Source organism: Halanaerobium saccharolyticum subsp. saccharolyticum DSM 6643 (assembly GCF_000350165.1).
GTDB lineage: Bacteria > Bacillota > Halanaerobiia > Halanaerobiales > Halanaerobiaceae > Halanaerobium > Halanaerobium saccharolyticum.
Genome location: NZ_CAUI01000021.1, coordinates 14,093 through 38,759 on the forward strand (window position 1 = coordinate 14,093; position 24,667 = coordinate 38,759).

28 protein-coding genes and 1 riboswitch are annotated in these 24,667 nt (G+C 33.0%); all 28 genes read left to right on the plus strand.

Translation table 11 applies throughout. The annotated features are described in order from the left end of the window. Positions 1 to 5 precede the first annotated feature (5 nt). A complete protein-coding gene (gene mnmG, locus HSACCH_RS08505) occupies positions 6 to 1,916 on the plus strand; it encodes a tRNA uridine-5-carboxymethylaminomethyl(34) synthesis enzyme MnmG (protein ID WP_005489191.1) in 1,911 nt (636 codons plus the stop codon). Then, entirely contained in the window at positions 1,903 to 2,634 is a 732-nt protein-coding gene (gene rsmG, locus HSACCH_RS08510; protein WP_005489192.1) for a 16S rRNA (guanine(527)-N(7))-methyltransferase RsmG, read from the plus strand. The genes mnmG and rsmG overlap by 14 nt, the downstream gene beginning before the upstream one ends. A gap of 102 nt (positions 2,635 to 2,736) precedes the next feature. Then, a complete protein-coding gene (gene noc / locus HSACCH_RS08515; protein WP_005489194.1) occupies positions 2,737 to 3,537 on the plus strand; it encodes a nucleoid occlusion protein in 801 nt (266 codons plus the stop codon). Positions 3,538 to 3,557: 20 nt separating this feature from the next. Beyond that, positions 3,558 to 4,334, plus strand: coding sequence for a ParA family protein (locus HSACCH_RS08520; RefSeq protein ID WP_005489195.1), 777 nt, complete (start codon positions 3,558 to 3,560; stop codon positions 4,332 to 4,334). Then, complete coding sequence (locus HSACCH_RS08525) at positions 4,312 to 5,160, plus strand: ParB/RepB/Spo0J family partition protein (RefSeq protein ID WP_005489197.1); 849 nt, start codon at positions 4,312 to 4,314, stop codon at positions 5,158 to 5,160. The genes HSACCH_RS08520 and HSACCH_RS08525 overlap by 23 nt, the downstream gene beginning before the upstream one ends. A 50-nt stretch (positions 5,161 to 5,210) precedes the next feature. Beyond that, positions 5,211 to 5,897, plus strand: a complete 687-nt coding sequence (locus HSACCH_RS08530) for a DUF554 domain-containing protein (protein WP_005489198.1) — start codon at positions 5,211 to 5,213, stop codon at positions 5,895 to 5,897. A 57-nt stretch (positions 5,898 to 5,954) separates the two neighbouring features. Beyond that, a riboswitch (glycine riboswitch) is annotated at positions 5,955 to 6,038 on the plus strand. A 128-nt stretch (positions 6,039 to 6,166) separates the two neighbouring features. After that, positions 6,167 to 7,240: a glycine cleavage system aminomethyltransferase GcvT gene (gene gcvT / locus HSACCH_RS08535; RefSeq protein ID WP_005489199.1), complete on the plus strand. Its 1,074-nt coding sequence runs from the start codon at positions 6,167 to 6,169 to the stop codon at positions 7,238 to 7,240. A 60-nt stretch (positions 7,241 to 7,300) separates the two neighbouring features. After that, positions 7,301 to 7,684 (plus strand): glycine cleavage system protein GcvH, encoded by a 384-nt coding sequence (gcvH, locus tag HSACCH_RS08540; RefSeq protein ID WP_005489201.1) that lies wholly within the window; start codon positions 7,301 to 7,303, stop codon positions 7,682 to 7,684. 2 nt (positions 7,685 to 7,686) lie between these two features. Continuing rightward, entirely contained in the window at positions 7,687 to 9,024 is a 1,338-nt protein-coding gene (gene gcvPA / locus HSACCH_RS08545; RefSeq protein ID WP_005489202.1) for an aminomethyl-transferring glycine dehydrogenase subunit GcvPA, read from the plus strand. Then, entirely contained in the window at positions 9,025 to 10,458 is a 1,434-nt protein-coding gene (gene gcvPB / locus HSACCH_RS08550; protein ID WP_005489204.1) for an aminomethyl-transferring glycine dehydrogenase subunit GcvPB, read from the plus strand. 163 nt (positions 10,459 to 10,621) lie between these two features. Next, on the plus strand, positions 10,622 to 11,173 hold the full coding sequence (locus tag HSACCH_RS08555; protein WP_005489205.1) for a tetratricopeptide repeat protein: 552 nt from the start codon (positions 10,622 to 10,624) through the stop codon (positions 11,171 to 11,173). A gap of 50 nt (positions 11,174 to 11,223) precedes the next feature. Beyond that, positions 11,224 to 11,403, plus strand: a complete 180-nt coding sequence (locus HSACCH_RS08560) for a DUF951 domain-containing protein (protein WP_005489207.1) — start codon at positions 11,224 to 11,226, stop codon at positions 11,401 to 11,403. A gap of 24 nt (positions 11,404 to 11,427) precedes the next feature. Further along, positions 11,428 to 12,519 carry a redox-regulated ATPase YchF gene (gene ychF / locus HSACCH_RS08565; RefSeq protein ID WP_005489208.1) on the plus strand — a complete coding sequence of 364 codons (1,092 nt, stop codon included), beginning with the start codon at positions 11,428 to 11,430 and terminating at the stop codon, positions 12,517 to 12,519. Between the two features lie 79 nt (positions 12,520 to 12,598). Further along, positions 12,599 to 13,102: a phosphatase PAP2 family protein gene (locus HSACCH_RS13605; RefSeq protein WP_005489209.1), complete on the plus strand. Its 504-nt coding sequence runs from the start codon at positions 12,599 to 12,601 to the stop codon at positions 13,100 to 13,102. 182 nt (positions 13,103 to 13,284) lie between these two features. Continuing rightward, the gene (rpsF, locus tag HSACCH_RS08575; RefSeq protein WP_005489210.1) at positions 13,285 to 13,584 is read left to right on the plus strand and encodes a 30S ribosomal protein S6; all 300 of its coding nucleotides are present in this window, start codon (positions 13,285 to 13,287) and stop codon (positions 13,582 to 13,584) included. A gap of 24 nt (positions 13,585 to 13,608) precedes the next feature. Further along, complete coding sequence (locus tag HSACCH_RS08580) at positions 13,609 to 14,088, plus strand: single-stranded DNA-binding protein (protein ID WP_005489211.1); 480 nt, start codon at positions 13,609 to 13,611, stop codon at positions 14,086 to 14,088. Between the two features lie 17 nt (positions 14,089 to 14,105). Then, positions 14,106 to 14,321 (plus strand): 30S ribosomal protein S18, encoded by a 216-nt coding sequence (gene rpsR, locus HSACCH_RS08585; protein WP_005489213.1) that lies wholly within the window; start codon positions 14,106 to 14,108, stop codon positions 14,319 to 14,321. Between the two features lie 90 nt (positions 14,322 to 14,411). After that, positions 14,412 to 15,290: a DUF2232 domain-containing protein gene (locus HSACCH_RS08590; RefSeq protein ID WP_005489214.1), complete on the plus strand. Its 879-nt coding sequence runs from the start codon at positions 14,412 to 14,414 to the stop codon at positions 15,288 to 15,290. A gap of 24 nt (positions 15,291 to 15,314) precedes the next feature. Further along, the gene (gene rplI / locus HSACCH_RS08595) at positions 15,315 to 15,758 is read left to right on the plus strand and encodes a 50S ribosomal protein L9 (RefSeq protein ID WP_005489215.1); all 444 of its coding nucleotides are present in this window, start codon (positions 15,315 to 15,317) and stop codon (positions 15,756 to 15,758) included. A gap of 144 nt (positions 15,759 to 15,902) precedes the next feature. Next, a complete protein-coding gene (locus tag HSACCH_RS08600) occupies positions 15,903 to 16,712 on the plus strand; it encodes an ATP-binding cassette domain-containing protein (protein ID WP_005489216.1) in 810 nt (269 codons plus the stop codon). 166 nt (positions 16,713 to 16,878) lie between these two features. Then, positions 16,879 to 17,340, plus strand: a complete 462-nt coding sequence (locus tag HSACCH_RS08605) for a universal stress protein (protein ID WP_005489217.1) — start codon at positions 16,879 to 16,881, stop codon at positions 17,338 to 17,340. A 168-nt stretch (positions 17,341 to 17,508) separates the two neighbouring features. Then, complete coding sequence (locus tag HSACCH_RS08610) at positions 17,509 to 18,501, plus strand: Gfo/Idh/MocA family protein (RefSeq protein WP_005489219.1); 993 nt, start codon at positions 17,509 to 17,511, stop codon at positions 18,499 to 18,501. Between the two features lie 190 nt (positions 18,502 to 18,691). Beyond that, a complete protein-coding gene (locus HSACCH_RS08615) occupies positions 18,692 to 19,330 on the plus strand; it encodes a TetR/AcrR family transcriptional regulator (protein WP_005489220.1) in 639 nt (212 codons plus the stop codon). Further along, positions 19,317 to 20,006 carry an ABC transporter ATP-binding protein gene (locus HSACCH_RS08620; protein WP_005489221.1) on the plus strand — a complete coding sequence of 230 codons (690 nt, stop codon included), beginning with the start codon at positions 19,317 to 19,319 and terminating at the stop codon, positions 20,004 to 20,006. Before HSACCH_RS08615 ends, HSACCH_RS08620 begins: the two co-directional genes overlap by 14 nt. A gap of 2 nt (positions 20,007 to 20,008) precedes the next feature. Further along, positions 20,009 to 21,244 (plus strand): ABC transporter permease, encoded by a 1,236-nt coding sequence (locus HSACCH_RS08625; RefSeq protein ID WP_005489222.1) that lies wholly within the window; start codon positions 20,009 to 20,011, stop codon positions 21,242 to 21,244. 12 nt (positions 21,245 to 21,256) lie between these two features. Then, a complete protein-coding gene (locus tag HSACCH_RS08630; RefSeq protein ID WP_005489223.1) occupies positions 21,257 to 22,507 on the plus strand; it encodes an ABC transporter permease in 1,251 nt (416 codons plus the stop codon). Positions 22,508 to 22,587: 80 nt separating this feature from the next. Beyond that, positions 22,588 to 23,370: an outer membrane lipoprotein-sorting protein gene (locus HSACCH_RS08635; protein ID WP_005489225.1), complete on the plus strand. Its 783-nt coding sequence runs from the start codon at positions 22,588 to 22,590 to the stop codon at positions 23,368 to 23,370. A gap of 147 nt (positions 23,371 to 23,517) precedes the next feature. Next, complete coding sequence (locus tag HSACCH_RS08640) at positions 23,518 to 24,570, plus strand: porin family protein (protein ID WP_235044009.1); 1,053 nt, start codon at positions 23,518 to 23,520, stop codon at positions 24,568 to 24,570. The last annotated feature ends 97 nt before the right edge of the window (positions 24,571 to 24,667 follow it).

The window sequence follows — 24,667 nt, forward strand, 5'->3', positions numbered from 1 at the left end:
ATATAATGGATTTTCATAGATATCCAAAGGAGTATGATGTAATAGTAATTGGTGCAGGACATGCAGGCTGCGAAGCCTCCTTAGCCCCAGCACGTATGGGTTTAAAAACTCTTACTTTAACAGTTAGTTTAGACCATGTAGCATTTATGCCATGTAATCCTTCGCTTGGAGGACCGGGAAAATCTCATATAGTAAGAGAAATTGATGCTTTAGGCGGAGAAATGGCTAGAAATATGGATGAAACAATGATTCAGATTAGAATGCTGAATACAAGCAAAGGACCAGCTGTTCATGGTTTGCGAGGTCAATCAGATAAAGATGATTATCACAAAAGAATGAAACAAGTTTTAGAACAGGAAGATAATATTGATTTAAAACAGCAGATTGCTGAAGAAATAATTGTTGAAGATGGTGAGGTAAAAGGTGTAGTTACAAAAACGGGAATATTTTTTCCAGGCAAAAAAGTTATATTAACAACCGGAACTTTTTTGAAAGGAAGAATAATAATTGGAGAAGCTGAATTTAATGCTGGTCCTAACCAGCAGTATCCAGCTAATAAACTTTCAGGAAGTTTAAAAGATTTAGGAATTAATTTAAGAAGATTTAAAACTGGAACCCCACCTCGTGTAAGTAAAAAATCACTTGATTTTTCTAAAATGGAACCTCAACCAGGTGAAGAAGGATTGAATTTTTCTTTTGAATCAAATCCACTTACAGGGGAACAAGTAATGTGCTATTTGACCTATACAAATGAAGAAACACACAGGATTATTGATCAAAACAAAGCAAGAACTCCTCTTTTTAGTGGAGTGATAGAAGGCGTTGGGCCTCGTTATTGCCCTTCAATTGAAGATAAGGTGGTTCGTTTCCCAGATAAAGATAGGCATCAGCTATTTTTAGAGCCCGAAGGTTTGGATACAGATGAATATTATGTTTCTGGTCTTCCAACCAGTTTACCATATGATGTGCAAATTGAGATGACAAAAACTATAGCTGGTTTAGAGAATGTAGAAATTATGCGTCCGGGTTATGCAATTGAATATGATTGTGTAGATCCAGAAGAGCTAAAACTTGATTTAGAGCTTAAAAAAGTTAAAGGTTTATACACAGCAGGACAGATTAATGGTAGTTCTGGTTATGAAGAGGCGGCTGGACAGGGTTTAATTGCCGGAATTAATGCAGCCAGAAACTTACAGGAAAAAGATCCAATTATTTTAAAACGTTCCCAGGCTTATATCGGAGTTTTAATTGATGATTTAGTTACTAAAGGCACACCTGAACCATACAGAATAATGACTTCTAGAGCAGAATATAGATTACTACTTCGACAAGATAATGCAGATCAGCGTTTAACTCCACTTGGCAGAGAAATTGGTCTTGTAAGTGATCAAAGATATGAGCATTATCAAGAAAAGGTTGAAGGTGTTAAAAAAGCTCTTGCATATTTAAGAGCAGATGAAAATCAGGTTAATCCAACTAAAGAGGTAAGAGCTAAATTAGAAGAATTGGAAAGCGGAAATTTAAGTAAACCAGTAAGTCTAGAGAAACTTCTAAGACGTCCAGAAATTTCTTATAAAGACCTTGAATTTTTTGCTGAAGATTTACCTAAAATTAAAAAAGATGTACAAGAACAAATTGAGATTCAGGTGAAGTATAAAGGTTATATCGACCGTCAGGAAGCTCAAGTTGAACAATTTAGAAAAATGGAAGAAAAGAAGATTCCGAAAGAATTAGATTATAATGATCTAGAAAATCTAAGACTTGAAGCAAGGGAAAAACTAAATAAAATAAGACCCATTTCAATAGGACAAGCTTCTCGTATTTCTGGTGTGTCTCCAGCTGATATTTCAGCGTTAATGATTTATCTTGAGCAATACAATCGGCAGAAAAAGGATGATCAGAATGGAGATCAATAAGGAGAAGTTTATTGAAAAATTAGAGTCAGGAATTAAAAAGTTAAATATATCTTATAGTAATGAACAGCTTGAACAGCTTTGGGAATATTACCTGTTCTTTATTCAAGAAAATAAAAAATATAATTTAAGTACAATTACAGAACCAGAAGCAGTTATAAAAAAACACTTCTTAGATTCTTTAGTTATTTTAAATCAATTGGATCTTGGGCAAAGAAAAAGATGGTTAGATATTGGAACAGGAGCTGGTTTTCCAGGAATGGTTTTAAAATTATTTTTGCCCGGAGATAGTTTTTATTTATTAGATTCTTCTTCTAAAAAAGTTAATTTTTTAAACCAATTGAGTTATAAACTTGGCCTAACAGGTATTGATGCTACCCACGGCAGGGCTGAGGATCTAGCACAAATAGAAGAATGGCGTGGCTCTTTTGATTATGTTTGTTCAAGAGCGGTGGCCTCATTAAATGTTTTATTGGAATATGCAGTTCCATTTCTAAAAATAGGTGGATTTGCTTATCTTTATAAAGGCCCTGAATATAAGGAAGAAATTAAAGAGGCTGAACAAGCTTTAAATATCTTAGGTGCAGAGATTAAGGAAACAATTGAGCTTGATGTTCCCGGGCTTAAAGCGGAAAGATACCTAATTGTAATAGAAAAAACTGATTTAACTGATAAAAAATATCCTAGACGGGCTGGAATACCTAAAAAGCGCCCTCTGTAAATTTTTTTAGAAAGCTTAATTAAGTTTAGCCAGCATTTAAATTATTATAAAGGATATTCAACTATTTTAGAGAAATATATGTCTAAGTGGGGGTAATTTTTAATGAAAATTCCTTTTTTGAATCAGGAAAATGAAAAAAACAAGGAACAAATTACAGAAATAAAAGTAGAAAAAATAAAAACTAATCCATTTCAACCACGTCAAGAATTCAAACAGAAAGAAATTGAAGAACTAGCGCAATCAATTGACAATTTTGGTTTAATTCAGGCTATTATTGTTAGAAAAATTGAAGGTGGATATGAATTAATTGCTGGTGAAAGAAGGCTTAGAGCTGCTAAATTTTTGGGAAAAGAAGTTATTCCTGCAGTAATTAAAGATTTTAATGATCAAGAAATGGCTGAAATAGCGCTTATTGAAAATTTACAGCGCAAGGATTTGAATTTTTTGGAAGAAGCACAAGCTTATCAGAGGCTTTTAGATGAATTTGATTTAACTCAAAATGAATTGGCTGCTAGAGTTTCTAAAAGTCAATCAACTATTGCTAATAAGCTGCGTTTATTAAAACTTTCAATTAATGTCAGAAAAGAGATTTTAGCTGCTGATTTAAGTGAAAGACATGGAAGAGCTTTACTAAAACTTAAATCAGAAAAGGAACAGCTAAATATTATTGGGGAAATCAAGAAAAAAGATCTTAATGTTAGAGAAAGCGAAAATTTAATAAACAAAAAAATGAAACCTTCAAGAAACAAAAGTCAAATCAAACATATATCTGATGATTTAAGGCTTTTTGCTAATTCTTTAGAAAAAAGGATTTCAGAAATTAAAGATTCTGGTATCAAAGTTGAATTAGAACGTAATGATGATCAAAATAGCATAGAATATTATATTAAGCTTTCAAAATAGAGTTATAAAGAGGTGAAATAATGGCTAAAAAAATAGCGATTGTCAACCAAAAAGGTGGGGTTGGCAAAAGTACTACAGCAGTTAACTTAAGTGCTGGCCTGGCAGAGAAGAATAATAAAGTTTTGCTGATAGATATTGATCCTCAAGGTAATGCAAGCAGCGGTCTTGGAATAGAAAAAGCAGAAGTTGAATTTACAATTTATGATTTATTAATTGAATCGGAGCCGCCTTCAAAAGCAATTTTGCATAGTAATAATGATAATTTAGATGTTATTCCAGCTAACATAGAATTGGCAGGTGCAGAAATTGAGTTAGTGTCTATTATATCAAGGGAAAGCAGACTAAAGAAGTCTTTAAAAACAGTTAATGAAAATTATGATTATATAATAATTGACTGCCCTCCTTCTCTGGGTTTGCTGACTTTAAATGCTTTAACTGCCGCTGATAGTGTGATGGTCCCTATTCAATGTGAATACTATGCTTTAGAAGGTTTAGGGCAGCTGATGAATACCATTGAATTGGTTCGAAAAAATTTGAATTCTGATTTAAGAATCGAGGGAGTTTTAATGACAATGTATGATGCTAGAACTAATTTGTCTGAGCAGGTAATAGATGAAGTTAAAGATTATTTCTCAGAACTTGTTTTTGAAACAATTATTCCTCGAAATGTTCGGCTAAGTGAAGCTCCAAGTTTCGGTAAAGCAATACTTGATTATAGTTCTAACTCAAAAGGTGCAGAGGCATATAGAAAATTAGCAGAGGAAGTGATCTCTCTTGAGCAAGAAAAGACTTGGTAAAGGTTTAAGTGCGCTTATAAACAATGATGATAATATTGATCAAAGTAGAGTTGAAGACGTATTCACTGATCAAATAGAACCCAATCCTTTTCAACCGAGAACCAATTTTGATGAAGATACATTAAAAGAACTTGCGAACTCAATTCAAGAAAAAGGCGTTATCCAACCAATTACTGTTAGAAAAATTAAAGCTGAAAAATATCAAATTGTTACAGGCGAAAGACGCTGGAGAGCTTCAAAACTAGTTGGACTAAAAAAAATACCGGCTGTAATTAGAGATTTTAATGATCAAGAGATGCTGGAGGTTGCTTTAATTGAGAACATACAGCGTGAAGATTTAAACCCAATTGAAGAAGCTGCTGCCTATAAAGAGATGATTGATAATTTTGGTATAACTCAAGCTGAACTTGCAAAACAAGTTGGTAAAAGTCGCTCTAATGTTTCAAATATGATTCGACTTTTAAAGCTTGCTGAAAAGGTTAAAAATCATCTACAGCATGGTGCAATTACAATAGGTCATGCACGAGCTCTTTTATCTTTAGAAGAGGAAGAAAAACAAGTTGCTGCCTGTGAAAATATAATTATTCAAGACCTGACAGTCCGGGAGACTGAAAAATATGTAGATAAATTAAAAAATCCTTTTGAAAACGAAAAAAAGAAAAATAAAAAACAAGAGTTAGAGCCTATTTGGCAGGAAGCAGCAGTTGAATTAGAGAAAAAATTGAAGACAAAAGTAAATATCAAGAAAAGAAAGAAAAACAACTTATTAACTATAGAAATTGATAGTATAGAAAAATTAAATGACTTATTAGATAAACTGAATTAGTGTTTCACATGAAACAAATATCTATAAAGAGAGTAGATAGGTGATATTTAATGATTGGAACTATTGTTAATATAGCAGCTGTATTAGGGGGAAGTACAGTCGGGGTTCTTTTTAGAGGTAGATTTCCTGAGAAAGTTCAAAACACAGTGATCCATGGAATTAGTCTGGCTGTAATTTTAATTGGAATGCAGATGGCTTTTAGTATAGAAAAAGATCCAGATATTTTGCTGGTTATTTTTAGTCTAGTAATTGGAGCTGTTATAGGTGAGTCACTGCAGATTGAAAAACGTTTGAATAAATTTGGTGAGAGTTTAAAAGAAAAATTTGGTGGGGGGGACGATCTTTTTGTACAGGGCTTTGTGCAGGCCAGTCTAATCTATTGTGTTGGAGCTATGGCTATTATGGGGGCAATTCAAGACGGTCTGAACAGTAATCCAAGTATTTTGTATACTAAATCACTTTTAGATGGAATAACTTCGATTGCGTTTGCAGCAAGCACTGGAATTGGGGTTGCTTTTTCTGTGATTCCTATTTTTATTTATCAAGGTAGTATAACTCTTGCATCAAGTTGGGCTGCTGTTTATTTAACTGAAGATATGATTAGGGTTATGACTGCTAGTGGGGGTCTTTTAATTACTGCTATTGGGTTAAATATGCTGGGAGTTAGCAAAATAAAAACAGGGAATTTATTACCGGCTTTATTAGTAGCTGTAATTTTATCTGCTTTTGTTTTTTAATTTTGCAATAATTAAGAAAATGATATATAATTAAAATAGATAATTGAATTAAAACGGGTGAAGGCTGGATGAGAGATCATTACTGGCGCCGAAGGAGCAAGGGGAACTGAAACTCTCAGGCAAAAAGAATTCAGCTGGACGTAACTCTGAACATAATTTTTTATGAACAGGGAGTCGGATTTTTTCCGGCTCCCTGTTCTGTTTGTTTTAGATAAATTTCACAAATGGCTGTTAGTTTAAAAGGCTTTTTAATTAAAAGGGGGCTAATTATGCAAAAAACACCACTTAATCAACTGCATAAAGAAATGGGAGCTAAAATGACTGACTTTGGTGGTTGGGAAATGCCGGTGGAATATAGTGGAATAATTGAAGAACATAAGGCTGTCAGAAATCAATGTGGTTTATTTGATGTGTCTCATATGGGAGAAATACTTGTCAGTGGCAAAACCGCTTCTGAATCTCTACAACAGATAATAACAAATGATATGCAGAAACTAGAGGTAGGAAAAATTCTTTATACACCAATGTGCAATGAAAATGGTGGGATAATTGATGACTTACTTGTTTATTGTTTAAAAGATAATGAATATTTATTAGTGGTAAATGCTTCAAACATAGAAAAAGACTTTAATTGGATAAAAGAAAATATTCTTGATAAAACTGTGGCTGAAAATTTTTCAGATAAATATGCTATGATCGCTCTACAAGGTCCAGAGTCTAAAAAAATATTAACGCAGCTAACAGATATTGACCTAAACTCTTTAGATTATTATAAATTTAGGCAGGCTAAAGCAGCCGGAATAGAAATGATAATTTCTCGCACAGGTTATACAGGTGAATTAGGCTATGAACTTTACTTTGAGACAGAAGAAGCGAAAAATGTGTGGAAGCAAATATTAGATGCTGGATCTGATTTTAGAATTAAAGCCTGCGGTTTAGGGGCTAGAGACACCTTAAGACTAGAAAAAATGTATGCTCTTTACGGTAATGATATTGATCAAAACACCAATCCTTATGAAGCAAATATGGGATGGACAGTTGCTATAAATAAAGGATATTTTATTGGAAGAGAGAAATTAATAAATATAAAGGCTAACTGCTGCCCTAGAAAATTGACTCCCTTAAAAATTACAGGGAGGGGAGTAGCCAGGCATGGTCATGAAGTTTATATCGGAGATGAAAAAATAGGAGAAGTTACAAGTGGAAGTTATTCTCCAACCTTAGAACAGGGAATTGCTATGGCGTATCTAAAATCTGAACACACAGCTTCTGGCACAGAAGTTGAAATTAAAGTTAGAAGCAGAAAAGTGAAAGCTAAAGTTATAAAAGGTCCTTTTGTTTAAGACCTTAAATATATAAATGGATAGTGAAATGTTATCTTAAAAATTAAAGGAGGCAAAAAAATGAGTGTAAAAGAAGATTTATATTACTCAGAAGATCATGAATGGGTTAGAGAAGAGGAAGAGTGTTTAGTAATTGGGGTGACAGATTTTGCTCAGGAAGAATTAGGCGACATTGTATTTGTTGAATTACCAGAGGTAGATGAAGAATTTGATAAAGATGACAGTTTTGGAGTTTTAGAATCTGTTAAGGCTGTTTCGGATACTTTTATTCCAGTAAGTGGTAGAGTTATTGAAGTTAATGAGGATTTATTAGATAATCCAGAACGAATTAATGATGATCCATATGGAGAAGGTTGGTTAATTAAAATTGATCCTGCTGATGATTCAGAACTTGATGAACTTTTATCTGCAGAGGAGTATGCTGATTTTATAGAGGAGGAATAATCATGGATTATATTTCCAATACAGCAGCAGAAAGAAATAAAATGCTTAAAGAAATCGGAATTAAAGAGGTTGAAGATCTTTTTTCGATGATTCCAGAAGCAGTAAAAGCTGATGATGAGTTAAATATTGAAGCTGGTATTTCTGAACTAGAATTAATGAGAAAAGCTCAGAATATTGCTAAGAAAAACAAAAGTCTTGATCAGCAAATCTCATTTTTAGGGGCTGGAGCTTATGATCACTATGTACCAGGGGTCATTGATGCTTTAATATCTAGATCAGAGTTTTATACGGCATATACTCCTTATCAGGCTGAATTAAGTCAGGGGACACTAGAGGCTATTTATGAATATCAGAGTATGATTTCTGATTTAACCGGAATGGGGATTACAAATGCTTCTATGTTGGATGGAGCTTCAGCAGCAGCAGAGGCTGTAACTATGGGGGCTAGAATTTCTAGACGTTCTAAAGTGCTGCTGCCTGATACCATTAATCCTTCTTATCGAGAAGTTATAAAAACATATGGTTCTGGAGCAGAATTAGAATTTATTGATTTAGAAAGCAAAGCTAATATCATTGAACCTGAACTAATAAAAGAAAACATTGATGAAAAAACTGCAGTAGTTGTTTTGCAATACCCAAATTTTTATGGTTCTATAGAAAAGATGGAAGAAATTTCAAAAATAACCAAAGGAAATAAAAATATTATTTTTGTAGTGATAGTTAATCCAATCTTACTGGGAGTTTTAAAGGCACCAGCTGAATTTGATGCAGATATAGTTGTTGGAGAGGCTCAGAATTTAGGGAGTGGGCTAAATTATGGAGGTCCTAACCTTGGTTTTATGGCTTGCAGGGACAATCGAAAAATGATGCGTCAATTACCAGGTAGAATTGTAGGAAAAACTACGGATATCGAAGGGAAAGAAGGTTTTGTTTTAACTCTACAGACACGAGAGCAACACATTCGTCGTGAAAAAGCAACCTCTAATATTTGTACCAATGAAGCTCTAAATGCTTTAATGGCTACAATATATCTGTCTACCATGGGTAAAACTGGTTTAAAAGAGGTTGGAGAGCAGTGTTACCATAAAGCTCATTATCTGGCTAAAAAAATTGATAAAATATCCGGTTTTGAAGTAGCTAATAAGGATAATTTTTTCCATGAATTTGTAGTTAAAACAAAAGAGAAAAGTAGTCAGATTATAGATAAATTGCTTCAAAAAGATATATTAGTTGGTTATGATTTAAAAAGAATTGACGAAGATGGGATTCTAGTTTGTGTTACTGAAAAAAGAACAAAAGCTGAAATGGATAATTTATTAGAAAATTTGGAGGTGCTTTAAGTGGAGGAGAAACTAATTAAAAATTACAGCAGTCCTGGTCGTAAAGGATATTCTCTACCTCCACTTGAGGTAGAAAAAAGTGAGTTTAATCAAGAAATAAGTCATTATTTAAGAGAAGAGGTTGAACTACCAGAGGTTAGTGAAGTAGATGTGGTCAGGCATTATACAGCGTTAAGTGAACTTAATTATGGTGTGGATTCTGGGATTTACCCCTTAGGTTCATGTACTATGAAATATAATCCAAAACGAAATGAAAGAATTGCTAGAATAGCTGAGTTAAGTAATATACATCCTTATCAGCCGGAAGAGCAGCTGCAGGGTTCTTTAGAAATATTGTATCAATTGAAATTAGATTTAGCAGAAATTAGTGCTATGGATGAAATAACATTACAACCTGCATCTGGTGCTCATGGAGAATTTACATCGCTAATGATAGCAAAAAAATATTTTGAAGATAAAGAAGAAAAAAGAACTAAAGTTATAGTACCTGACTCAGCCCATGGGACAAATCCTGCTAGCGCAACAATGGCAGGCTTTGAAGTTGTTGAAATAGCATCTAATAAAAAAGGGATGGTTGATTTAGATGAATTAGCAGAAGCCCTAGATCAAGAGACGGCTGCTTTGATGCTTACTAACCCTAATACTCTTGGTATCTTTGAAGAAGATATTTTAAAGATTACCGAGATGGTTCATAATGTAGGTGGGCTGGTTTATTATGATGGAGCAAATATGAATGCAATAATGGGTTATGCTAAACCCGGTTTAATGGATTTTGATCTCATGCATTTTAACCTCCATAAAACATTTTCTACCCCTCATGGTGGTGGAGGACCCGGCTCTGGCCCGGTAGGAGTTAAAGATTTTCTGGCACCATATCTTCCAAAACCACTGCTAAAAAAGGATGAAGAAAAATATTATTGGGATTATAATCGCCCTAAGTCAATCGGGAAAGTTCATAGTTTTTACGGTAATTATGGAGTAATGCTCAGAGCTTGGGCTTATATTAAAACAGTGGGAGGAAAAGGGCTTAAAAAGACAACAGAAAATGCTGTTTTAAATGCTAACTATTTAAAAGCCAGATTAAAAGATAAATTTGAACTTCCTTATGCAGAAGATAGTCTGCACGAATTTGTGCTTTCCGGTAGCCGCCAGAAAGCCGAAGGAGCTTCAACACTTAATATAGCTAAAAGACTTTTGGATTACGATCAATATGCTCCGACAATTTATTTCCCACTTGTAGTTAAAGAAGCAATGATGATTGAACCCACAGAGACAGAGAATATAGAAACTTTAGATCATTTCGTGGAAACTTTACTAACTATTTCCCGGGAAATAAAAGAAAATCCGGAACTTGTTAAAAATGCACCTCATTCAACGTCAGTTAGGAAATTAGATGAGACTGAAGCTGCTAGAAATCCTAATCTTCGCTGGTAATTAAAAAAAATAACATTATGGTAAAAGTAATTTTAATCTTTGGTTTTATTTTTTAACTTTAAGCTATAATAAATGCAAATGGCCCACTTGGGCCATTTTTGCAGTTTAAGGTTGTTTTATGATATAATCTAAAATTGAAGTTAACTAAAAAGTGGGTGAAAATATGAAAGAGTCCTATTATAAAGAACAGCTTTCAGAAGAACAAGAGAAGAAATATCAAGAATGTGTAGAGTTAATAGAGCAAGGCAAAAGAAAAAAGGCTTCAAAAAAATTAAATGAATTTTTAGAAGAAAATTCTGATTTCCTGCCTGCATTGAATAAAATGGCAGTAGTTCATATTTATCAAAAAAAGCTTAATGAAGCACAAAAGCTGTTAATTAGAATATTAGATCAAGATCCTGATTATGCTCCAGCCATAACTAATTTGGGAAGTATTGCTCGAGAGATGGAAAACTTAGAAAGGGCAAAAGAGTTATATCATCAGGCAATAAAAGCTAATGAGGATTATGGTCCTGCTTATAATAATTTAGGAGTTATTTATCGGGAAGAAGGTAATTATGCTGAATCTGTTAAATATCTTAAAAAAGCAAGAAAAAAAGGGAGTATTAGTTATAAATTAAGTACAGACAAGCCTTTTTATAAAGAACCTGGATGTCTTTTTGTTGCATTCTTAGCAGTTGTTTTACTGATAATTTTATATATAATTTTAACATAAATTTATATTTGAAAATTAAGAACAAAACCAAGTGAAAAGGAGGTCTTAAAATGCCGAAAGATTATTCGGTTGGAGACAGAGTTGAGTTTAAAAAAACTCATCCATGTGGCGGCAAAACCTGGGAAATTTTAAGAGTAGGCATGGATTTTAAAGCGAAATGTGAGACCTGTGAAAGAGTAATTATGTTAGCAAGAAATAAATTTGAGAAAAGTGTTAAGAAAAAACTTTAATTTTTGAGGAAGGAAGATTATTTAATGAAAATAGGAATTGTTGGACTGCCAAATGTAGGTAAATCAACTCTTTTTAATGCACTAACAGAAGCGGGTGCTGATGCAGCAAATTATCCTTTTTGTACAATAGATCCCAATATAGGAGTTGTACCAGTTCCTGATGAAAGATTGGAATGGTTGGCAGAAAAATATCAACCAGAAAAGAAAACTCCTACAGTGATTGAATTTGTAGATATTGCCGGCTTAGTTGAAGGTGCAAGCAGAGGTGAAGGGCTTGGTAATAAATTCTTAGCTCATATCAGAGAGGTAGATGCGATAGCCCAAGTTGTTAGATGTTTTGATGATGAAAATATTACACATGTTGATGGTAAAATCTCTCCTGATAGAGATATTGATATTATCAATACCGAATTAATGATGGCAGATCTAAGTCAAATTGAAAAAAGATTAGAAAAATCAAAAAAACAAGCTAAAAGTGGAGATAAAATCTATTTAAAAGAGTTAGCTGCTTTAGAAAAAATTTCAGATGCTTTAGAAGAAGGTAAAAATATTAGACAGTTAGAACTTGATGAAACTGCTAAGCGTTTAGTAAAAGAACTGCAGCTTTTAAGTGCTAAGCCAATAATTTATTTAGCAAATGTTAATGAGGAAGATATAAATACAGGCCAGAATAAACTGGTTAAAGACGTAAAGGCCCATGCTGAAAAAGATGGAGCCAAAGTTGTAGAAGTAAGTGCTAAAATCGAAGCTGATATTGCTGAGTTAGATGAAGATGAGAAAGAAATGTTTTTAGATGAATTAGGACTTAATGATTCCGGTTTGGATCGAGTAATTAAGGCTGGTTATGAATTGTTGAATCTACTTACATTTCTTACTGCAGGTGAAAAAGAGTGTAGGGCTTGGACAGTGGAAAAAGGCTCGACTGCTCCAGAAGCAGCAGGAAGAATTCACAGTGACATGGAAAAAGGGTTTATTAGGGCTGAAATAGTAAGCTTTAAAGATTTAAAACGTGTTGGTTCAATGGCTGAAGCTCGAGAGGAAGGCTTATTAAGACTAGAAGGCAAGGATTATATAATGCAGGATGGAGATATCTGTCATTTCCGTTTTAATGTCTAATTAATACTTTAATCTTTAAATTTAAGCAAAGTTTTAGACAATATTTTTATTGTATTAGACACTAAATAAGGATAAAGATATGCTAAAAAAATTAGATCTAAAAATATTATTTAAATTATATAACTTTAATATTAATCACCGCCGACTTTCTAAAGCGGTGGTTTTTATTAGTCAATTTTCTTCTATATTTTTTTCAACAATATATTTTGCTGCAGTAATTTATTTAATATATAATGACAAAGTTTTAAAAGAATTTATATTAATTCCTGCTGTCTTTTATTTTTTGGCTAAGCTTATACCATACCTATATAATCGAATTCGTCCATTTGCAAAACATAATATCAAAGCTTTAGTAGAACAGAGAAAAGATCATTCTTTTCCCAGCACACATACTGGAAGCTCTCTAATTATTTCTTTAGCATTTTTAGAGATAAATCCAGAAATAGGAATAACAATGATTTTTTTAGCGATTTTAACTGCTCTTTCTAGAATAATGACGGCGGTTCATTATCCTTCCGATATTTTAGGAACCTGGCTCATAGTATTGATTTTACATTTTGGTTTTCTTAATTTTTTAATCTGAACCTAAATGCTTTCAGTTTGACTAGAATGCTTCAAACATTGAGTTCTATAATAGTTATTATTATTCTTTTCAGCAAAATAAACTTGCATCTAAAGCCAATAGATGCTATAATTTAGATTGGTTAAAAATCCATGCTCTGCTAGCAGCAGGGCCATTAGTCCGTGTGGAGGAGGTGACAGTAAATGGAAATTAGAAAAAGAGATTATGAAACAACTTTTGTACTTAAACCAGATCTTGAAGATGAAGAAAAGCAGAATATTCTTCAGCGTGTGAAAAATGCTATTTCAGACCACGATGGAGAGGTAAATGAAGTTGATGCTTGGGGTAAAAAGCAATTAGCATATGAGATTAAAGATTATCGTTCTGGTGATTATACAATCTTAGAATTCAACGCTAAGACAACAGTAGTTAATGAGTTAGAAAGAATCTTTAAGATTATGGATGGTGTACTTCGTTATTTAGTAGTTAGAAATGATGCATAATATAAATTTAGGTGGTGAATACTCTTGCTAAATAGAATTGTTTTAATCGGCCGCCTGACACGAGATCCTGAACTTCGCTATACCAGTAATGGAACTCCAGTTTGTAATTTTACACTGGCAGTAGAAAGAAATTATACTAACCGTGATGGAGATAGAGATGTTGATTTTATCAATATTGTAACCTGGCGGGGTCTGGCGGAAAATTGTGCCCGTCATCTCGGAAAAGGTAGACTGGTTGGAGTCGATGGGTCCTTACAGATTCGCAAAAGCGAAAACAACAATAGAACTTATATAAATCCTGAGGTTAACGCTGATAATGTGCGTTTTCTAGACTTCGGAAAAAATAACAGCCGCAGTAATAATCAGGGACAGACTCAAAATAATAGTAATCAGCAGAGAAATAATAAGAAGTCTGCTCAGCAGAACAAAAAACAGGAGCAGGATGATTTTGATGCTCAATTTGATGATAATTTTGATGCTGATGATTTTGATGTACCATTTTAAAAAGGAGGTAAATTTTAATGCCTAGAGGTAGAAATAAGTCATGCCATTTTTGTGCAAACGAAGATAAAAAAATAGATTATAAAGACTTAAGAACTTTAAATAGATATTTAACAGATCGTGGTAAGATTATGCCACGTCGTGTAACAGGAAATTGTTCTAAACATCAAAAATTAATTACTAAAGCAGTAAAAAGAGCTAGATCAGTTGCTTTACTGCCATATGTAAAAGAATAAGTATTTAATTAAGGAGGCAAAATCTATGATGGAGCCTCCTTTCTTTAATAATGCTATTAATTTTTGCCGGCAGATGAGGTGATAATTTAGATGGATATTAGAAGATATAAAGATAGTATTAGAACTTTGGCCTATATAGTTTTATTGACTGCAATTAATTATTTTATTCCATTTTTATCAATGGCAGTTATGATACTCTGGCCGGTACCCATAGTATATCTTGTTCAAAAAAAGGAGAGTAATGGGGTAATTGGAGTTGTTATAATAGCAGCTTTAATAAATGCTTTTTTATTTGGAACTGTTATGGGTTTGATGACTATAATTGGTTTTGGATTTGTAGGTTTTATTATCGGTAATGTAATTAAAGAAGGTTTATCGCCTTTTAAAACTCTAATTGTAGCTGTAATTGCTGTAACAATTTCACAACTTTTGATTTTTTATGTTGCTTCTGGAATGTTAAACTTAAATTATCAAACATTATTACAGCAGGCAGTCCAAAATTTAAGTGGCGATCAACAATCATTAGAACAAATAATAACAACCCAAATGAATTTAATTAAGAAAATATTCCCATCTCTATTATTTGTTTCAGCAACAATTACAGGGGTTTTAAATTATTATGTTTCTGCCTGGTACTTAAGAAGAAGAGGCTTAAATATAGAATTATATAAACCCATAAATAGATGGTATTTACCACGTTGGATTGTATCAATTTTAATTGTAGTTTCTCTTTTATTTACTTCAAACTCGATTTTTTTGAACATAAATATATTTATGTTTTTCCTGGCATTTTTGCAGGGCTTTGCAGTTTTGATGTATTTTTTATCTAAGAAAAGTAGTTCTGTTTTAATAAAGTCATTTATGATTTTTTTGATTTTGATTTTTCCACCAGTTCCGATGATTTTAATTTTATTAGGATTATTAGATATGTGGTTTAATTTTAGAAAGCAGAATAACCAACCTGGTTAAAAATGATTAAGGAGGCAAGTTATTATGAAAGTAGTACTAACAGAAGATGTTAAGAAATTAGGTTCTAAAGGCGATGTTGTTGAGGCAGCTGATGGCTATGCACGTAATTATTTAATGCCGCGCGGTTTAGCAGTAGAGGCAACTCAGCAGAAAATTAAAGAAATGAAAGAAAAAGAAGCAAAAAAGAATCGTCTTGAAAATGAAAAAAGAGAAGATGCTAATAAATTAAAATCTAAATTAGAATCTGAAAAATTTGAAATCAAGGTTAAAGCTGGCGAAAAGGGTAGATTATTTGGTTCAGTTAATACAAAAGATATTGCTGAAGCAGCTTCTGATAAAGGCTATGATATCGACAAGAGAAAGATCCAGCTTGATGATTCAATTAAATCTTTAGGAATGCATACTGTTGAAGTAAAAATCTATGATGATATCACAGCATTATTAAAAGTTAATGTTAAAGAAAAGTAAGCTAGTAAGCTAAGTAATAAATTTAGATTCAAAATATTTTCTTGATATTCTGAGACTGCTATTAATATAATTATTAATGGTGGTCTTTTTTTAATATTCACAGCATTTCTTTGGTAAAAAAATTAAGAAGCAGAAGGTGAAAAGATGAAAAATAGTAATAGTTTAGAAATAAAGAATCTAAGCTCTCAAATTAACGGACAACAAATTTTAAATAATTTTAATTTAAAAATAAAAAAAGATAGTATTCATTCAGTCTTATTTAAAAATAAGCAGAGTAAAAATGAGTTATTAAAATTTTTAACAGCTAAAAAAGATTTTGAGAATGCAGAATTAATTATTGAGGGAGCAAATATTAGCAGAGAGCAGCTTCAAAATTTAAATCAAAATAAAATTTACTTAATAGACCAATATTCGGCAGTTAATCCTGAAAAAGATCCACTAGGAGTTTTTCAATTCAATAAAAAAGGAAATACTGAAAAAAAATCTACAGTTTTTCCTGAAATGACGGTTGCTGAAAACATATTTTTTGGCAGAGAACCACTTAAATCTTTTTTGTTTTTTAAATCTATTGATAATCAGAAAATGGTTGAGCTAACAGAAGAACTAATTAGTCTGCTGACTATAGATTTATCACCAGACCAAAAAATGGTTGAATTGAGCCCATTAGAAAAACAGCTGGTAGCAGTGTTAAAAGCTCTTTCTTGTCGGGTAGAAATTTTAATAATTGATCAGGCAGTTGTTAATTTAGCTTCAGATAAAAAGAAAATATTTTTTAATTTTTTAAAAAAGTTAAAGGCAAAAGGAATCACTATAGTTAATTTTACTTCAGAAATCAAAGAAGTATTTATAAGTTCTGACTATGTTAGTGTATTAAAAGATGGTCAGAGTAAAGGGGAATACAAAGTATCTCAATTAGAATATAATGAGTTAGCCTTATTATTAATGGGGGAATGATAATTCAAACATATTTAATTTTAAGCCAAAAAGAGATTAATTAAAACTAAAATGTTTCATGTGAAAACTTAAAATTACCGAATTTAATAATGTTATTGATTCGACTAAAAGAAAAAAGGATTTTTTTGAGATATAGAGAACTATAATATTACAGGAGGTCGATATTATGAAAAAAATTCTGGTAGCTGTTGATGGCTCGCAAAGTGCACAAAAAGCTGCTAAAAAAGCAGCCGAACTTGCTGAAAGTTTAGAAGCTGAAGTAACCTTGATTCATGTTTATACTGAAACTGCTCAGGTCCCAGTCAACCAGTTTAATGAAGTGGCCTCTTATCTATCTGCTGAGACTTTAGAAAATGTAATGCAGCAGCAGGAAGATACAATTAAAGCCAAAAGACAAGAAATACTTGATCAAGATGCAGAATTTTTCAAAAGAAAAGGAATAGAACCTGAAAAAATACTGGTTCATGGTGATCCTGCAGATGAAGTTTGTGATTATGCAGAAGAAAATGATTTTGACTTGATTATTGTTGCAGATAAAGGCCATGGAAAAGTTGAAAGGTTCCTGCTTGGCAGTATTAGTGACAAGATTGTTAGACACTCCAAAAAAACAGTTATGGTTGTAAAATAATTTTTTGATAGACTCATTAAACTATTTTATTAAATCTTTTTTAAAATTATATTATACTTCCAAGTAGACGGTCTAATTGATTTAAATTGACTGTTTGCTTGGAAGTATTTTTTTTTGTATTATTTTAATAATTATAAAATTCAAGATGACAAAATGGGAGGAATTTAAATGAAAAAGGTATGTTGGGGTATTATTGGTTGTGGTGACGTAACAGAAAAGAAAAGTGGACCAGCCTTTAATAAAATAGACAAATCATCATTAGTAGCAGTTATGAGGCGTACAGGAAGATTGGCAAAAGATTATGCTGATCGTCATAAAGTAGCACGTTGGTATGATCAGGCAGAAGATCTAATAAAAGATTCCGAGGTTAATGCTGTTTATATAGCAACACCACCATCTACTCATAAAAAGTATACAGTTATGGCAGCTGAGGCGGGACTGCCTGTTTATGTCGAAAAGCCTATGGCCCGAAATCACAAAGAAGCTCAAGAAATGATCAAGATCTGTAACGATAATGAAGTCCAACTGCATGTGGCTTATTATAGGAGAGCAATGCCTAGATTCTTGAAAATTAAAGAGCTGCTAGAAACTGGGGCAATTGGTGAGGTTAGAGCAGTAAATATCAAGTTAGCTCAGCCGCTGCAGGAAAACGAAAAAAAAGAAGAGAATCTTCCCTGGAGAGTCATACCTGAAATTGCAGGTGGAGGCAAATTTCTAGATCTGGCAGCACACACACTTGATTTATTTGATTACTATTTTGGGCCAATCGAGTCAGCAGCTGGTTTTGCTATCAATCAGGGAGGATATTATCCTGCTGAAGACAATGTTGTAATGAGTTTTAGATTTGAAAATTATATCCAGGGAACTGGGAGTTGGACTTTTAATGGCTATCATAATCTTGATCAAAATGAGATTATTGGTAACAAAGGACGAATCCAATTTTCTTCTTTTAGTGAGGAAGCAATAACCTTGGAGAATGAAAATGGACTAAAAAAAATAGAATTTTCTTATCCAGAACATGTACAACAGCCTCTTATAGAAAAAGTGGTTCAGAGTTTGCTTGGCATTGGGGAGTCTCCTTCTACAGGGAAAAGTGCAGCTAGAACAACTAAAATTATGGATAAAATAATTGCAGATTACTATAACAATAAAGCATATTAAAATTACTTATAACTTTAAATTTATTTTATAAAATTAATTTAAGAAGAAGGAGCAGCAGCTTTTTTCTTAAAGTCTTCAAAAAAAATTGACAAATTAAAATTAAAGGAATATAATATGACTACGAAGTCACATGACTATAAAGTCATATTATTTCTGAAAACTAACATAAAATAAAAAAGAAGGTGAGGCAATGCCTAAACAAACTTTTTTTAATCTTGAAGCTGAAAAGAAAAGCCGAATTATAGATGCTGCTTTAAAAGAATTTGCCGCTTATCCATATTTAAAAACGAGTATTAACAGAATAATTGAAAAGGCAGATATTTCTAAGGGAAGTTTTTATCAGTATTTTCAAAATAAAAAGGATCTCTATAAATATATTATTGATCAGGCAACAGCTGAGAAAATGAAATTTCTTTCTCTGAAATTACAGGATTATCAGAAACTGGAGTTTTTTGAGCTTTTAAGGAAGCTTTTTATTGCCGGCATTCAGTTTAAAAAAGAATACCCATTATTTTCTGAAATTGGTAATAAATTGTTGAATGGAAATAATGAAAGACTGAAAGAAGAAATTTATGCTGATAGCCGGCCTAAAAGCAATGAGTTTTTTTTACAGTTATTAGAAGAAGCTGTTCATAAAGGAGAAGTTGATCCAGAGATTGACATTAAATTTACTGCTCATATTTTAACTGATTTTTCAATCAGTATTGTCAGTTATTTTTTTGAAAATCACAATCCTGATAATTTGGATGAAATTATGAAGTATGTAGATAAACTGCTTTATATTATGAAAAATGGTATAGCAAAGGGGGATAAAAATGTCACTAATTAAACTAATTGGGCTGGAAAAAATTTATCAACAGGGTAAAATAGAAGTGCCTGCTTTGAGAGGTATAGATATGGAGATTAAATCGGGAGAATTCACAACTATCTTTGGTCCTTCAGGTTCTGGGAAAACTACACTTTTAAATATGATAGGCTGTCTTGATAAGTCAACGGCTGGAGAAATTATTTTTGATGGTCATTCAATCAATGATCTAAAGAATAAAGAATTGGCAGAGATAAGACGCTACAATTTAGGTTTTGTTTTTCAGAGTTATAATTTAATACCTGTTTTAACTGCTTTTGAAAACGTTGAATTTGCAATCAGATTAATAGATAAACACAGCAAAAAAGAAAGAAAAGATAAAGTTATGTCACTTTTAGAAGAAGTAGGACTTGGGGATATGGCTAACCGTCGTCCAAATGAACTTTCTGGCGGTCAAAAACAGAGAGTGGCAATTGCAAGGGCTTTAATTAAAGAACCAAAACTTGTTTTAGCAGATGAGCCAACAGCAAATCTTGATTCGGAAACTAGTAAAGAGGTTTTAGAATTAATGAAAGAAATGAATCAAGAATTAAATACAACCTTTATTTTTTCAACCCATGATCCTCAAGTGATGGATTATGCCCGTCGCTTAATTGAAATTAAGGACGGAAAAATTAGTAAAGATCAGAGGAGGGATTAGTGATGTTTTTTCTGAAAATGGCATTTAAAAATCTGACTCGTCACAAAAGAAGAACTCTGATCACTGCTCTGATAATTGCTTTTGCTATTTTAATTTATGTGATGACAGAAGGCCTAATGTTAGGTATGACCGAGATGTCATTTGATAATATTATTAATTTAGAAAGTGGTCATCTGCAGGTAGCAGATCAGAGTTATTGGGAAGATAGAAAAGAACTTCCCTTAAAAAATTTAATAATACCTTCAGCAGAACTTGAAAATAAGATAAAAGAAACTGAAGGTTTTGAAGCTATGACAGAGAGGCTTAATTTTGCTGTTAATTTAAACAACGGAATAGACGAACTCCCGGTGACTGGAGTTGGGATTGATTTAAAAAAAGACAGCACTGTCTTTGAATTGGAACAGTATCTAGTAGAAGGAAGAATGCCCAGACAGGCCAGCAGCGAAATTATAATGGGAGCAAAGCTGGCCGAATTAATGGAATTTAAGCTTGGAGATTATGCCGTAATGCTGATTAGAACAGAAGAAAAAACATTTAATACAATTGATGGAGAGATAGTAGGTTTATTTAACACTCCTCACCCAAGTTTAAACGAAAGCAATGTCTTTTTGCCTTTATCTACCGCTCAAAATCGTTTAAATATAGAAAATAAAATTAGTCATTATGTAGTTAGATTAGAGGACCAGGATCAGGCAGTGGCTGCAGCAGAAAGTCTAAGTGAAAGCTTAGAATCACCTTTTAAAGCTTATTCTTGGAAAGATGCAGCCAGAAGTTTGGTAACTATGATTGAAATGCAGGATATTGAAACACAGGTTGTACTGGCGGTAATCCTGACGCTAGCAGCAGTTGGAATTATCAACACAGTTATTCTATCTGCCTTAGAACGGATGGAAGAACTGGGAATGATGAAAGCTCTGGGAATGCATGAAAGAGAAATTGTATATACCTTTATGGGAGAAGCGGCTGGTATAGGCTTTATTGGAGGTATAATGGGAATCATTATGGGAATAATTGGACTTGCTATTTTCAATATTAATGGAATTGATATGTCTACCATAACGGCTGGGGGAGATATGAATTATGGGTTTCCTTTAACAGGTACAATATATGCCGGCTGGGAAATTAATTCTTTTGTCTTTGTTTTTTTCTATGGAGTAGCAATTTCCGTTTTGGCAAGTGTTTTCCCTGCTTTATGGGCTGCAAGAAAAGACCCCGTAAAAGCAATTTATCATCGCTAAGGAGGTTAGGAGATGAAGTTTTTAATAAATATTGCTTTCAAAAATATGTTTAGAAACAAATTGAGGACTGTAGTTTCTATCCTGGCTATTGCCTTTGCAGTGCTGGTAATTGTTTTTACAAGGGGCTTAATTGATGGTATGATTGAGGATACTTATTCACTTTATATCCACTATGATACAGGTCATATCAAAATAATTGATCAGGAATATGAACAAAAAGAAAAACTGCTTTCTTTAAATTATACTGTTAATGGTTTAGAAAATAAGTCGCTAGCAGAGATGGAATCAGACTTAATTAGTCTAGAAGGAATTGAAATGGTAATTCCCCGGTTGAAATTTGGAGCGGCAGTAAGTACTGAAGAAGAATTAGTTCAGATGCTGGCCTGGGGAGTTGAGGGAGACAAAGAAATTCAATTTACCAATATCGGTCGTGAATTAACTACAGGTAGAATGGTAGAAGCCGGCAAAAGAGAAGTTGTGATGGGGACAGATTTGCTGGATAAAATTAATAGAAGTGTCGGCGAAAAAGTGACAATGGTCTATACTACAGCCTTCAGTTCATTTCAGGGAGCAACTTTTGAGATAGTTGGTAAACTAGAGAGTAATCTGCCTTTATTAAATGAACAGGTTGTTTTTATGCCACTTGATACGGCAAGACAGCTGTTGTATTTAAATGGAGAAAGTACAGAATTGCTTTTAGTGACTGATGATAGAGATCAGGTTATGAGCTATCTTCCTGCTGTTAGAAATTATTTAGATCAAAATGGAGGAGAAAAGTATCTGGCCCAGAGCTGGAAAAATGGAAACAGCTTTATTCAGCTATTAGAAGTCAGTGAGACAATCTATAATTTTATTTATCTTTTCTTAGTCCTTTTATCCTCAATAGTAGTAATTAATACTCTTGTAATGATAGTTAAAGAAAGAACTCAGGAGATTGGAATGATGAGTGCACTCGGCCTAAAAAGTAGAGAAATTTTACAACTTTTTATTCTAGAAGGTTTTGCAATGGCAGTTATCGGCAGCTTTTTAGGAGCTCTTGGCGGAGGTGCTCTAAACTATTATTTATCTAAAGTAGGTTTTGATTATAGTGCAGCTTTTGAAGATATTGATGTTTTGATGAATCCAATTATTTATCCGACCTATAAATTTGAGCATATGGTATTTGCTTTTATAATTGGAGTAGTTGTCACAACTTTAACTGCGATTATTCCGGCACGAAGGGCAGCAAAACTTGATCCAACTGAGGCTCTGCGTGAAATCTAAAATCTAAAAGAACAGTTTTTCAATTTTGAGACAGAAAAATAAATTTTAATATAAAGGGTATTCAGAAAGGAGATAGAATTATGTTTAATTATTTTAAAAATCAAAAGCATAGAAAATCAAAAGTCTTATTTAATATTTTATTGTTTTTGATTATTTTAGTTATGGTCAACTTTTCTGCAGCGGCAGAGGACTTAACTGCAGAAGAAATAATTAACCGCCGAGATGAAAATGAATATATAATTACTGCTTATTCAGAGGCGGAAATGATTATTAAAAATAGTGGCAGAACTCAGACAAAAACTATGCGCAGTTGGCAGGATGAAGAAAAAGCGCTGGCAGAATTCACAAATCCGCGAGATAGAGGAACCAGATTTTTAAAAAGAGATGATGATCTTTGGATGTTTTTTCCTCAGGCTGAGGATCTAGTTAAGATCTCAGGCCATATGTTAGAGCAGGGGATGATGGGTAGTGATTTTTCCTATCAGGATATGCTTGAATCTGACAAGTTGACAGATCTTTATAACTTTGAAATTATTGCTGAAGAAGAATATAAAGGGAGACCTACCTATAAATTAGAAGGGGTAAAAGTTCCCGGTAAAGAGGTTAGTTATTACAGAAGAGTAGTCTGGATTGACAAAGAGAGATTTGTTGGTTTAAAAGAAGAGCTTTACGCAGAAAGTGGCAGACTGCTTAAAGAGGCTTATATTTTAGAGGTAGAAGAAATTGAAGGCCGCTGGTATCCAGTGCATATGGTAATGGAAAATAAACTGCGGCAGAATACAAGTACTGAATTTATAGTAAATAAAATCGAATTTAACCCTGAATTGCCCGATAATATCTTTACTCTGGAAAGATTACGCTAAAATTTTAAAAAAAGAAAATGAAAAAGAAAATAAAAAAAGTAGATAATCTGATTAAAATAATAGTTTCGGCAAAGTTATGGGGAAGTGATTTTAAAAATGAAATTTTCAACTAGGAGCCAGAGCTTTTTATTAATAATATTGATCAGCTTGGTTATTTTATTTTCAAAGCCGGTGCTAACTGCTGATATTGGTGGTAAGGCTAGTTTGAACAGTAATTTAACTTATGCTGATTCAGAACTGAATAATTCTCTGGCAGCAGAATTGGAGTTAGAATGGTATTTACCGTATGATTTTCCGCTCGACATTCAAAATCGGACTGTTATTAGCCTTGATGAAGAAGCTGAAGATCAAGTTGAACTCTGGTTTAAAAAGCTCTATTTAAGACAAAAGCTAGGTCCTCTAACTGTAAAATTGGGGAAACAGCCTGTTTCCTGGTCTTATGGAGCCTTAATTAATCCAGTTGATTACAGTTTGGGTGCAGAAAACTTAGAAGAAGAAAGTAGGGCTAAATATGTAAATGGAATTGAATTATACTATCCGATTAACTGGGGCAGTGGTTTGACTTTTGTGGCCTCTGACATAGATGGTAAAGAGCACAAATGGGCCTTAAGAGGAAGGACTACTTATAAAGGTTATGATTTAAGTGCCAGTTATGTGCAGACTCCTGTGGCAGATAATGCTGATTTTGAACGTTATGGCCTGACAGCCAAAGGTGATCTTGGGCCGCTTGGAGTTTATGGCGCTTATGGGCTCTGGCGGGATAGTGAAATTGACTATGATATCTATCAGCTTGGAGCAGATTACAGCTATCATTTTCTTGCCGGCAGCCAGCTTTTTCTGCAGGGGGAGTATTTAAGATTAGAAGGTGCAGCAGGAGATATTTCAGCTTTTGATTTTTTCAATCTTGGTACAGAAAATGGAGCAGAGCAGCCTGCTGCAGACTCAGGTTCTAGTTCTTTTGAAAATTTAGATTTTTTCAATACAAATATAAGTTATGAACTTGATGAGTTTTCTTCTATTGGAATTATGACAGTTAGTTATTTAGATGATGGCAGTACAATTTTCATCCCTAATTATTCTTATCTTTTTGGCAGCAATCTTTTACTTGAGCTGAGGGGCAGCATTGCCGCTGGTAAAGAAGATGAGGTGCTTGGTGGAGAGGCTAAAGCTGTAGAAATTAATTTAAGCTACACTTTTTAATCTTCAACTAACATTCCTGTCTGTTAATTTTTTTAAATTTGTTTTATAATTAAATAAAGAAACAAATTAAAAACCTCCACTTTTGTGTGGAAGTGTG